This window comes from Mesorhizobium sp. ES1-6, assembly GCF_020164775.1.
In the GTDB taxonomy this organism is placed as follows: Bacteria; Pseudomonadota; Alphaproteobacteria; order Rhizobiales; family Rhizobiaceae; genus Mesorhizobium.
The window spans coordinates 110,458-122,659 of the sequence record NZ_JAIUGU010000005.1 but is presented as its reverse complement, the minus strand read 5'-3'; the positions used below and the strand labels follow the sequence as shown (position 1 = coordinate 122,659).

Here is a 12,202-nt window from a genome sequence, read left to right as displayed (position 1 = left end):
GGAAGTATCAACCGGTCGCGGCGAGTTTCGCGGGCATGGGCCTGGGGCGGCGGTTCATGTTGCGCTGGATGATCGTGGCGACCAGGTCGGGCGCCTCCTCGATCAGCATATGGCCAGCCCCCAGCACATGGTGCACATGAAATCGCGCGGGCAGATCATCCGTATGGGTAAAGGACAGCATCGGATCATCGCTTCCCCATACCACCATCACCGGCATGGTCAGCGTGTCCAGTCGGTCGCGGGGGATGACGCCCTGCCGGTCGCCGCTGGTCATGGCGGCTGCGATGTCGACGAGTTTCTCCACCTGGCCTGGTCGCGCGCGCATGTCCCGAAGGGCCTCCACCGTGTGATCGAAGGGCCGCGTCAGCGGTCCCGACATCGCGACGAGGCACGAGCGGATGTCGGAGGCATCCCTTGCGGCGGCAAAGCGGCGCAACAGCGGACCGTTGATCTCGGGGCCGAAGCCGCCGGGCGCCAGGAGCGTCAGCGAGGCCACCTTCTCGGGCTCCGTCAAGGCCATCAGCGTCGCCACCGCGCCACCCATCGAGTGGCCCACAAGATGAACGCGTTTCACCGCCCGAGCGGTGAGATCGGCCAGAACGGCCCTTGCCGCAACCTTGGCCGGGCCGGCATCGGGGAAATCGAGCGACAGCCCGTGCCCGGGCAAATCATAGGCGAGTGTGCGCAACGCGGGCGACAGCGACGCGATCACATCATCCCAGATATCATGGCAGCCGCCAAAGCCATGCAGCAGGGCGATGGTCTTCGAACCAGCACCGTGGTCGGCGGCATGAAGCGATGAAGTCATGAAACGGGAGGCTTGTTGCGGGGGCTGTGGGAAATCGCGGGACCAGACACCAAATGCGGCTGGATTGCGCCTCGTCCAGCACGATGGCCAGTAAAATTTTCGCGACGACTCCTGGTTGTCGACTATGCGATTTGCGCGTTCGCCCAGGAAAACCGGCAAAATCACCTCTATCGGGCTTCGCCACGTGCTTGCGGCGACCGGCAATTCGGTTGGTCCAACAGTTCTGCCCGTTGGACGTCAGCTCGCGTTGCCGAGGCCCGCGGCGCGCAGGGCGCCGACCAGCCGCTCGGTCAGATCGGGCGGGTACTTCCGGTCGATGAAGGTCGCGCGCGGGTTGGCGGCGAATTTTGGAAATTGGGCGGTCAGCTCATCGAGCAGCTTGCGCGCCATATTGTCCTGACCAGCGATCTTGGCGCCAATCAGCCGGGCGGCAAGATAGTGCGACTTCGTTGCGGTTGTTCTCAGAGAGGAGCTGGCGATGGCGGCCTTGTTCGTGTCGCCAAGCATGAGTTCGCCGGCGAAAAGTCCGAAATCCCACCATGTCGGATGACTGCTGGAGACGTCCACCGCCCGGGCCAGGATCGGCGTCCCCTCGGCATACCGGCCGGCGAAAATCAGCGCGTAGCCGTAGGCGGCAGCCATGGTTATATCGTAGCGGTTAAGGTCGTGGGCCTTGCGCATCCAGCGCAGTGCTTCGTCGGCATTGCCAAGTCGCGAATAGATGTAGCCATAGGCGCGATGCGCGTTAGGGCTGGTTGGCCCCATCTGCACGGCGCGGTGGGCGAATGTCAGCGCCTTCTCGATCGTCGCATCCGGCGGATAGGCGTAGTGGTCGTTCACGGCCTCGAGCTGCAATGAAGCGAGCTCGGAATAGACCAGCGACGATTTGGCGCTGTTTTCGGCGAGGTTTTCGAGGCAGCGATAGGCGGCCTCGTGGGTCTTGGCGTTCTGGTCGAGATAGTATTTGCCATTGAGCAACAGGCACTGCGTCAGGCCTGTTTGTATGCCGCTCTGTTCGAGATAGGTGTAGATCGTGCCGGAATCGGGAAGAGCGGACGTCAAGATGCCGCCTATACTGTCCTCGACGGCGGCCGGTGCGCTGTCGGCGGCGGTCAGGTTGCGCGACAACAGCACCCGTCCGGTCGCCAAGCTCTGCAGTTCGACCATGATGTCGCCCGTGTCCGGGCCAGGCAGAACATCGAAGATGAAGCTCGTGGCATTGGTGGCCGGATCGGTTTTGCCGACCGTGTCGCGACCGATGAAGTCGATCGTATCGAAGCCGCTCAGGCCGGCGCGCAGCGATGCGGCGACACGGCTGGCATCCGTGCCACTGGCCTTGACGGCGATGTAGACGAGCGGCAAGGCCTCGCTGGCGGGGGACGGCGAGACGCCGGTCAGGCCGGCGGTCTCGAGCGTCGCCGCAAGGTCGCCGCCTGTCAGCAGCCCACCGCTGCCCTGACGCAGGATCAAAACGCCGAGCATGGCGATGACGAGGGCGATCGCCATCCAGAAGAATCTGAGGTGACGCGCCACCGACGGCACCGGCGCGACCACCGGTGCCAGAAGCGCGGCGGGTGCCTCGACATTCGCGGCGACGTCGGGTTGCGACGATGGTGCCGCCGCTGCTCCCGTCTGGCTGGCGAGCTTGGCCGTTTCCGGCAAGCGGATCGCATTGAGCTCGTAGGCCGGGACATAGCCGCCGCGCGGAATGGCGATGCGGACAGGCTCGGCGATGCCTTCATTGGCGAAATATTGCTGCAGCAGATCACGCAGCCGACCGGCCTGAACCCGCACCACGGCGTCGGTCGACGGATCGAAATCGCCGTCCTTGCCGAAGACGTCCATGGCGATGGAAAAGCCCTTGAGCCTGTCGGCTTCGCCAGCCTGCTCGCGTTCGACAAGATAACGGATCAACTTGCGCGCTCGTTCGGATCTCCCGAACGTTTCGCTGGCAAGCAGTCGCTCCAATGTTTCGCGCACTGCGGGGGCGGCAGGCGTGGCATGCTGCAAGTGTCGATCCTCTCGAACTCGGCACAGGTTAAGGCACGGATCATATAATGCCCGCACCGCCACACAAGTATACACCCATTATGCGATCGCGTACCTCACCGGATATTTTCCCGGTGGTTAATGGCGTGGCCAATCTCGGCACGGTCATCACTGCAAACATCATCGGCCAATCGGGCCAAGGCCTTGCACGGGCTTGAAAAAATGGCGGCGCGAGAGGGCTCCTCCAAGTCCCTCGCGCCGCCGGCCGATGCTACCGCGCCTTGCGACCGACGATCCGATTGGCGGCTGACGTCACCGCTTCCAGCGAGGCGGCGACGATGTTGGTGTTGATGCCGGCGCCGAACAGCTTGCCGCCGGGATATTCCATCTCGACATAGGAGATGGCCGACGCGTTCGAGCCGCGCTGCATCGAATGCTCGGAATAATCGAGCACCGACATCTCGACGCCGACATGGCGCGACAGCGCATCGACGAAGCCGTCGATCGGGCCGGTCCCGCTGCCCGAAATCGTCACTTCCTTGCCATTGTCTAGAATGATCGCCTCGACCACCCGCCGGCCCTTGATCTCGGTATCCGGATAGGTGTGATGGTCGAGGAATTTCAGGCGCGCGCCGGGCTGGTCGATATAAGTTTCGAGGAAACGCTCGTAAATGCGCCGGGCCGGCACTTCCTTGCCTTCGGCATCGGTGATCGCCTGGATCGCCTGGCTGAACTCGATCTGCAGATTGCGCGGCAGATTGAGGCCATAATCGGCCTGCAGCACATAGGCGATGCCGCCCTTGCCCGACTGCGAGTTGATGCGGATGATGGCCTCGTAGCTGCGGCCGACATCGGCTGGATCGATCGGCAGATAGGGCACTTCCCACAGGCTTGTGTTGGCCTTTTTCAGCGCCTTCATGCCCTTGTTGATGGCATCCTGGTGCGAGCCGGAAAAGGCCGTGTAGACGAGTTCGCCGACATAGGGGTGGCGCTCGGGGATCTTCAGCTGGTTCGAATATTCGTAGACGTCCTTCATCCGGTTGATATCGGAACAGTCGATGCCCGGATCGACGCCTTGCGTGTACATGTTGAGCGCCAAGGTGACGATGTCGACATTGCCGGTGCGCTCGCCATTGCCGAACAGCGTGCCTTCGACGCGGTCAGCGCCCGCCATCAGGCCGAGTTCGGTGGTGGCGATGCCGGTGCCGCGGTCATTGTGCGGATGCAGCGAGATGATCAGGTTCTCTCTGGCGTCGAGGTTGCGGCACATCCATTCGATGCGGTCTGCATAGATGTTGGGCGTCGACATCTCGACCGTCGAGGGCAGGTTGATGATCAGCTTGTTGTCAGGCGTCGGCCTGACGATGTCGGTGACGGCGTTGCAGATCTCCAACGCGACCTCGAGTTCCGTGCCGGTAAAACTCTCCGGCGAATATTCGAAACGGTAGCCGCCGCCCGCCTTGGCCGCCATGTCGGTGATCATCTTGGCGGCATCGGTGGCGATGCGCTTGATGCCGCCGACATCCTTCTCGAAGACGACGCGGCGCTGCAATTCGCTGGTCGAATTGTAGAAATGCACGATCGGGTTGGTGGCGCCCTTGAGCGCCTCGAAGGTGCGGCTGATCAGTTCGGGCCGGCACTGTACCAGCACCTGCAATGACACATCGGACGGCACATTGCCTTCCTCGATGCACCAGCGGGCGAAGTCGAAGTCGGTCTGCGAGGCCGACGGGAAGCCGATCTCGATTTCCTTGAAGCCCATGTCGAGCAGCAGCGCGAACATGCGCGCCTTGCGCTCGTGGCCCATCGGATCGATCAGCGCCTGGTTGCCGTCGCGCAGGTCGACCGAGCACCAGATCGGCGCCTTGTCGATCACCTTCGAGGGCCAGGTCCGGTCGGTGAGGCCGACGGTGGGATAGGGTTGATATTTACGGGCGGCGTCCGGCATGCCGCCGGCCTGCTTGCCCATCGGGGCTTCGCTTGCGCGGATGTCTTCTCGTGCGTTCATCGTCGTGTCTCCCGGCGGCTGGCGGGTCCACCTTTCAGGCGGATGGGGTGCCAAGCGGCGCCTTTACCAGAATTTCGTTCGCTTGATGTGATTTGCCAAGGAGCATGCGCTTGCGCGGCGGTTCGACCGCCGGGCGCTCCTTCAGCGAACCCGGCGATCGCCGATAAGGCCGAGAAGAAGCAGGGTCGAGGCAAGCGCGCGCACGGTCTCGCCGGCAAAGCCGGTCTGACGGGAAGCGGGGGTGGCGCGGGTGTTCATGCCGGTTCTCTTACAGGAGCGGCTTGTGAGAGGCAAGCGCACCCGGCCCTTGTCGAGTATAATCCCTAATGCGGGCGCTCTTCCCCGCGCCCCACAAATGCGCCAGACTTGAACGCCGGCGGGGGGCTGCGGTGCGCCGCCGCCGGGAGGGGGTGTCCATGAATTTCGTGTTCTTCTCGCCGCATTTTCCCGCCAACGGCGCTGATTTCTGCGACCGGCTGAAGAAAGCCGGCGCGACCGTGCTCGGCATTGGCGACGCGCCCTATGATGCGCTGGACGGCAAGCTGAAGGCAGCGCTTTCGGAATACTACCGCGTCGCCGACATGGAGGCCTATGCGCCTGTGTTCCGGGCGATGGGCCATTTCATCCACAAATGGGGCCGCATCGACCGCTTCGAATCGCTCAACGAGCATTGGCTGGAGCTGGAAGCCAACATTCGCACCGATTTCAACATCTACGGCACCAAGCTCGATTTCGTGAAGAATTTGAAGCGCAAGAGCCGCATGCGCGCCTTCTTCCGCAAGAGCGGCGTCGAGACCATCGCGCAGCGCAAATGCTCCGACCGCACTGGGGCCATGACCTTCATCCGCCGCGTCGGCTATCCCGTGGTGGTTAAACCGGATTCGGGCTCAGGCGCTTCGAATACGTTCAAGATCTCCAATGCCAAGGAGCTCGACCAGTTCTTCCGGGACAAGCCGGAGGACGTGACCTTCGTCATGGAGCAGTTCATCGAGGGGCTGGTGGTCACCTATGACGGGCTGGTCAACCGTGACGGCGAGGTGGTGCTGGCGGCCAGCCACCGCTACGACCAGAGCATCATGGAGGTGGTCAACAAGGACCGCCACATGAGTTACACCTGCTTTCCCCGGGTCAGGCCGGCAATCGAGGAGGCCGGCCGCAAAATCCTGAACGCGTTCGACGTGCGCGAGCGCTTCTTCCATATCGAACTGTTCGAGACCAGGGACGATCGCGTCATCGCGCTGGAGGTCAACATGCGCCCGCCGGGCGCCTGGATGACCGACGCGATCAACTACACGTTCGACATCGACGTCTACGCGGCCTGGGCGGACATGGTGGTCAAGGACGCAGCCGGCGGCCCCTATGAAGGCAAGTATTTCACCGCCTATGCCAGTCGCAAGCGCCACCTCGACTATTTGCACAGCCATGCGGACGTGTTAGCGGCGCACCGCGACAAGATCGTCCACCATCAGGCCATCGAGAAGGTTTTCAGCCGCGCCATGGGTGACTACGCCTACCAGATGCGCTCGAAGGATCAGGCTGATCTGCGCGAGGCGGTTGCCTATATCCACGCGGAAAAGGCTTGAGCATGGACATTTCCTATCACAAGGCTTTCGCCCGCACTCTTGGCCGCGACATGGAGTACAAGCGCTACGGCCATGCCGGCCGGCCTGTCGTGGTGTTCCCGACATCGCAGGGGCGGTTCTACCAGTTCGAGGATTCCGGCGGGGTGGGCGCGCTCGCCGAATTCATCGACACCGGCCGCATCCAGCTGTTCACCGTCGACGGCATCGATTCGGAATCCTTCTTCGCCAAGCATGTCGACACCGCGCACCGGATCGCCCGCCACGAGGCCTATTTCCGCTATGTCCGCGAGGAGGCGCTACCGGAATTTCTGGAAACCGCGGCGCAAGCCAATGGCGGACGGCGGCTGAAGCCCTTGTTCTCGGGTTGTTCGATGGGTGGCTACCATTCCTCGAACTTCGTCTTCCGTTTTCCCGAACTGGCCAGCGGCGTCATCTCGCTGTCGGGTGTCTATTCGGCCCGCGATTTCTTCGGCAAGGCGCTCGACGGCGACATCTTCTACAACTCGCCGCTCGACTATCTGCCCGGGATCGTCGATCCGAAATTGCTGGCTCGGCTGAAGGCGCTGAGGCTGATCTTCTGCTGCGGGCAAGGCGCCTGGGAAGAGCGCATGCTGGTCGAGACGCGCCAGCTGGAACGGATCCTGCGCGACAAGTCCATTCCCGCCTGGGTCGACTATTGGGGCGGCGATGTCAGCCATGACTGGCCGTGGTGGCATAAGCAGCTGGTCTATTTCTTCGGCCGCTGGCTGGATGATGATCTGATGCATAGGCTGGATTGACGACCACACCAGAGCCCATTCGTCGCTTGCCTTGTCGTCATCAGCTGACATCAGCCGCACCTACCCTTCCTGGCAGGCCGGCAGCGGCGCGGTCTCGTGTTCGGGCGCGGATCCTCGACGCAGGCCGAGGAAGACGACAAGGGCGGTGACGATGGTGATTGCCGCCAGTACGACCAGCAGTCTGTCGAACGCCGTTTCGTAGGCCTGGACCAGAACCACGGTATTGGCCGTCGGCAGATGCCGTGCCGTTTCACCGACATTGCCGGTCACCAGCAGTTGTGCCGCGGCAGCCGCGTCGCTGGAAGACGCAACGCCTTGGGCGGCGAGCTGCGTGGCGGTGAAGCCCGACAGAACAGCCATGACAATCGCCAGCGCAACGCCCTCGCAAGCGACGCGCGTGGTGTTGAAGATGCCGACCGCCATGCCGGCGCGCTCCGTCGGCACGACGCTGACGGCCAGCCCATCCATCAATCCCCAGGGCAAGGCGATGCCGACGCCGATCAGGAGCAGCGGCGCGACCAGTGCGACGCCAATCGAGGGCGTCAGGCTCAGCCAGACCAAGCCGGCCGCGGCGACGAGCAGGCCGAGGCCGCAAATGGTGGCCGGAGCGATCCAGCGCGCCAATTGCCCGGCGAGCAAGGGCAGGACCAGCAACGGCCCGGAGAGGCAGATCATCAATTGGCCGGCCCTGATCTCGCTCATCCCCTCGATGCCGATGAAGCGGATCGGCAAGAGCACCAGCAGCACGACGAAGCCATAGGCGGGCGCCGCCGCCAGGAACTGGACGCCGACGAAGCGTGGAAAGCGAAACAGGGTGAGATCGAGCATCGGCCGGCGCGCGCGCCGCTCGACGATGACGAACAGCACAAAGCAAAGGACGGCGACGCCGAGAAGCGTTACCACGAGAGGATCGGCCCAACCGCTCTGCGGCGCCTGCAACACGCCGTAGGTCAGCGAGGCCAGCGCGATCGTGAAGGTGCCGGCGCCCGCCCAGTCGAGGCCGGTTGCATCCGGGTCACGCGATTCCCCGATGGTGCGCAGGCCGAGGATCGCCGAGGCAACCGCGAGTGCCACGACCAGAACAAAGATCGACCGCCAGCCGAATGTGGCGATGAGCAGGCCGGAAGCGATCGGGCCGAAGGCCAGGCCGATGCCGAAACTGGTGCCGAGGAAGGAGAAGGCGCGCAGCCGCAAAGATCCCTCGAATTCCTGGGCAAGTGCGGAGGCGCCACCGGCGAAGGCCAAGGCACTGCCCAGCCCTTGCGCGGCCCTGAACGTGTCGAACCAGGCGATGTCGGGCGCCAGCATCGCGCCGAGCGAAGCGAGAATGTAGAGGGCGAGACCGACGAGGAAGATCCTCTTGCGGCCATGATTGTCGGCCAGCGCTCCGGCCGCCATCAGGCTGGCGGCGAAGGTCAGCATGAAGGCGTTGGTCACCCAGTTGAGCGCGATCGGGCTGCCGCCGAGATCGGCGGCGATGCGGGAAAGCGCGACGGCCGGGCCGGTGAAGGTCAGGGGCATCGTCATGGCGGCTAGGCATACCGACAAGAGCACGAGCCATCTCCCGGCCCTGCCGGCTGTGATGTTCAAGGTCATGGATTTTCCTATCTGAGCAGTCTGTGCCGGCGTGCCGCGCAATCGCGACGCCGGGTCATGGCAACCAAGATAGGTCGGTGGCCGCTCCGGAAAAATGGTATTAAATATCCTGATATAACGGACTGAAACGCTTGAATGGAGACGTTTGATGGATCGCCTCAGCGGCCTTCTGGCCTTCGCCCGCACCGCCGAATTCGGCAGCTTCGTCGCCGCCGGCCGGGCGCTCGGCATCTCCGCTTCCGCGGTCGGCAAAAGTGTCGCGCGGCTCGAACAGGAGCTCGGCGTCCGGCTGCTGCAGCGCTCCACGCGGCGGATCGGCCTGACGGAAGAGGGCAAGCTGTTCAACGAGCGCGTGCGGCGTATCCTCGACGACATCGACGATGCCGAGGCGATGCTGTCGCGAACCCGCGAGACGCCGCGCGGGCGGCTGCGCGTCTCGACCCCGATCGTCACCTATCATCTCTTGCTGCCGGTCCTGTCGGAGTTCATGGCGCGCTATCCCGAGATCGAGCTCGACATCGATTTCAACGACCGCATCGTCGACGTCATCGAGGAGGGCATCGACGTCGCCATCCGCAGCGGCGAGCTGCCCGATTCACGATTGGTGTCGAAACCCATTGCGCCCTTTCGCATGCTTTTGTGCGCGGCGCCTTCCTACCTCGAGCGCCATGGCATGCCCGGCGTGCCGGCGGACCTCATCGGGCATTTCGGCATAAACTTCCGCTATCTCAACAGCGGCCGCTTGCTGGACTGGCCGTTTGTCACCGGGAGCGCTCAGCCGGAGATTCGCTCGATGTTGACCTGCAACAACATGGAAGCCCTGAAAGGCGCCACGATCGCCGGTCTCGGCATCGCCTGCATGCCCGATTTCCTCGTGCGCGAGGCACTGCGCGAGGACAGGCTGCGCACCGTGCTGGACGACCATGTCGACGGCCGTGGCCAGTTCCGGATGCTGTGGCCCTCCAATCGCCATCTGTCGCCAAAGGTGCGCGTCTTCGTCGATTTCCTTCCCGAGCGCCTGGCAGTGGCGCGGTAACATTGCCCGGTGCCGGGCTTTCACCCCCTGATGCTCCTGGCCACCAGCCGCGCGATGCTTGGGCCGACCAGCAGCACGATCAGGAAACGTGCCGACTGCAGCGCCATGACGAAGGAGATGTCGACGTTCTGCGCCGCGGCGGCGATGATGGCGACGCTGTCCATGCCGCCGGGGCTGGTCGCCAGATAGGCGGTCAGCGGGTCGACGCCGGCGAGATGGCTGATGAGGAAGGCAAGGCCGCCGCAAAAGGCGATCAGCGCGACGATCGAAGCGATGATCTGCGGCAGGGCGCGTGCCGCATGGCGCAGGATCGGCCTGGTGAAATTGAGGCCAATCGACCAGCCGACCATCGCGTAACTGACCGCCAGCAGCCATTGCGGCAATTGCATCGGCACGCCGAGGCCGAGATGGATGACGGTGCCGAAGATGAAGCTGCCGAGGAAGAAGGGCGAGGGCAGCCGGCAAAGTCTGCCGGCCAGGCCGCCAACGATCGCCATGCCGATCATGGCGGCGAAGGCTTGCGGGTCGATCTCGGGGAACCAGACGATGGGCGGGATCTGGATGCCCGAGGTGTCGACCCACATCTTGGCGACCAGGGCCGCCGTCATCGACACGAAGATGACGCGCAGATACTGCATGAAGGCGACAAGGCGCTGGTCGGCGCCGAAGGCGCCGGCCATCAGCACCATGGCGGTGGCCGCTCCCGGCGAAGAGCCCCACACGGCTGTGGTGCCGGGCAGGATGCGCCAGCGGCTGATCAGCCAGCCAAGCAGACTGGAAGCCGCGACGGTGGCGATCACCACGCCGAGGAATAGGGGCCATTCCTTGTAGAAGACCGGAAAGATATCGGCCGAGATCGACGCCGCGACGAGGCAGCCGACAACGGCCTGGGCGGAGCCGAAGAGAAGGCGCGGCACCCGCACCGTGGCACCGTTGGTGCCGGCGACGATGGCCGCCAGCATCGGTCCGATCAGCAGCGCCGCCGGCAAGGCGGCGAATTCCAGCGCGCCGGCAAACAGCGCGGAGATGACCAGCAGGATCAGCCATTGCCAGGGCTTGCCCAGCTGCGTCATGCGCTCGACAGCTGGCTGGTTGGGAGGTGGCTGCTCGGCCTCTGAATCCATGCTCTGGTCTTAGACCGGGAGGCGAAAAATGCGAACCCCGGCGTAACGGAAAAGCAGGTTCCGGCGCCTCAGCCGGTTTTGGCCTCGGCCAACCCAAAGCCGCCGACGGGATGTGTTTCCACCTGAAATTCGAAGCCGCCGATGAAGGGCCGCGCCTTGGCGATGGCCGCCTGGACTTCCGGAAGCTGCAGCGAGGCCTTGTGGCTTGCCTGATCGGTCCACACTTCGGTCACCCAGATCGCATCGGCGTCGGCCGGGTCGGTGGCGATGATATAGCTCAGGCAGCCCGGCAGGGCCCCGGTGCTCTCGCGCAGTACAGTCATGACAGCGTCGCGCTGCCCGCGCGCCGCCCGCATCTTGCCGATCAGTCCGTACATGTCCTCGTTTCCCCCAGGGTTGGCGCGAAAGGAGTGTGTCCAGTATGCCGGTCGCTGGTCAAGGCATCAACTGGCCGCCATTGACCTCGATGACCTGCCCGGTGATGTAGCCGCTCAACAGGTCCGATGAGAGGAACAGGTAGGCGCCGACGCAATCCTGTGCGGTGCCGGCGCGGCCCTGCGGGATGGTGGCGACCATGCCCTTCATCTGCTCGTCGGTCGAATAGCGCTCGTGGAAGGGGGTGAGGATGGTGCCAGGCGCGACGGCGTTGACGCGGATGCCGAAGCCGATCAGCTCCTTGGCCATGCCACGCGTGACGTTGGAGACGAAGGCCTTGGCCGAGCCGTAGAGGCCGGCGCCGCCGCCAGCGCCATTGCGCGCGGCGATCGAGGAGGTGTTGACGATGAAGCCGCCCTGTTTCTTCAGCCATGGCATCGCTTTGCGCGACGCGGTCAGCACCGAGCGTGCGTTGAGGTCCATCACCGCGTCGTAGTGCGCCTCGGTCTGCTCGGCATAGGGGATGCGGCCGAGCATGCCGCCGGCATTGTTGACCAGCCCGTCCAGGTGGCCGAAATGCTGAGCGCTATCCTCCACCACCTGCTCGACATCGGCGGGGACGGAAAAATCGCCATGGACGAGGAAGACCTCGCCGCCGCCTTCGCGAATGGTCAGGCCGAGTTTCTCGGCGGCGTCGCGGCTGGAATTGTAGTGCAGCGCCACCTTGCATTTCTGCTCGGCATAGGCGAGCGCGAGGGCCGCTCCGATGCCGGTCGAGGCGCCGGTGACCAGCACCGCCTTGCCGGCGAGATCGGGGATGACAAGACCGTGGGGTGTCTGCACTGCTGTTCCTCCGGGGATTTCCGACATTCCTTGGCGGGTCTTGCCACCCTTGCATTCAAGT

The 12,202-nt window shown here is 64.1% G+C and carries 10 protein-coding genes; 3 read left to right on the top strand and 7 right to left on the bottom strand.

Annotated features, from left to right (window positions below; all coding sequences use genetic code 11):
* Positions 1-7: 7 nt before the first annotated feature.
* From LB564_RS15165 to leuA, 3 genes are all read right to left on the bottom strand, one after another.
* Entirely contained in the window at positions 8-808 is an 801-nt protein-coding gene (locus LB564_RS15165) for an alpha/beta fold hydrolase (protein WP_224538882.1), read from the bottom strand.
* Between the two features lie 237 nt (positions 809-1,045).
* Positions 1,046-2,818, bottom strand: coding sequence for a tetratricopeptide repeat protein (locus LB564_RS15160; protein ID WP_224538880.1), 1,773 nt, complete (start codon positions 2,816-2,818; stop codon positions 1,046-1,048).
* Positions 2,819-3,068: 250 nt separating this feature from the next.
* Entirely contained in the window at positions 3,069-4,805 is a 1,737-nt protein-coding gene (gene leuA / locus LB564_RS15155; RefSeq protein WP_224538878.1) for a 2-isopropylmalate synthase, read from the bottom strand.
* A 416-nt stretch (positions 4,806-5,221) separates the two neighbouring features.
* On the opposite strand from leuA, the gene LB564_RS15150 reads away from it, so the two are divergent.
* On the top strand, positions 5,222-6,388 hold the full coding sequence (locus LB564_RS15150) for an acetyl-CoA carboxylase biotin carboxylase subunit family protein (protein ID WP_224538876.1): 1,167 nt from the start codon (positions 5,222-5,224) through the stop codon (positions 6,386-6,388).
* A gap of 2 nt (positions 6,389-6,390) precedes the next feature.
* Positions 6,391-7,167, top strand: coding sequence for an esterase family protein (locus tag LB564_RS15145; protein ID WP_224539216.1), 777 nt, complete (start codon positions 6,391-6,393; stop codon positions 7,165-7,167).
* A gap of 60 nt (positions 7,168-7,227) precedes the next feature.
* On the opposite strand, the gene LB564_RS15140 is transcribed toward LB564_RS15145, so the two are convergent.
* Complete coding sequence (locus tag LB564_RS15140; RefSeq protein ID WP_224538874.1) at positions 7,228-8,763, bottom strand: MFS transporter; 1,536 nt, start codon at positions 8,761-8,763, stop codon at positions 7,228-7,230.
* Positions 8,764-8,911: 148 nt separating this feature from the next.
* On the opposite strand from LB564_RS15140, the gene LB564_RS15135 reads away from it, so the two are divergent.
* A complete protein-coding gene (locus LB564_RS15135) occupies positions 8,912-9,799 on the top strand; it encodes a LysR family transcriptional regulator (protein WP_224538872.1) in 888 nt (295 codons plus the stop codon).
* A 20-nt stretch (positions 9,800-9,819) separates the two neighbouring features.
* Here LB564_RS15135 and LB564_RS15130 read toward each other — a convergent pair whose 3' ends face one another.
* From LB564_RS15130 to LB564_RS15120, 3 genes are all read right to left on the bottom strand, one after another.
* The gene (locus LB564_RS15130) at positions 9,820-10,923 is read right to left on the bottom strand and encodes an AbrB family transcriptional regulator (protein ID WP_224538870.1); all 1,104 of its coding nucleotides are present in this window, start codon (positions 10,921-10,923) and stop codon (positions 9,820-9,822) included.
* A 68-nt stretch (positions 10,924-10,991) separates the two neighbouring features.
* The gene (locus LB564_RS15125) at positions 10,992-11,300 is read right to left on the bottom strand and encodes a putative quinol monooxygenase (RefSeq protein ID WP_023770344.1); all 309 of its coding nucleotides are present in this window, start codon (positions 11,298-11,300) and stop codon (positions 10,992-10,994) included.
* A gap of 58 nt (positions 11,301-11,358) precedes the next feature.
* Entirely contained in the window at positions 11,359-12,141 is a 783-nt protein-coding gene (locus LB564_RS15120; protein WP_224538868.1) for an SDR family NAD(P)-dependent oxidoreductase, read from the bottom strand.
* Positions 12,142-12,202 lie beyond the last annotated feature (61 nt).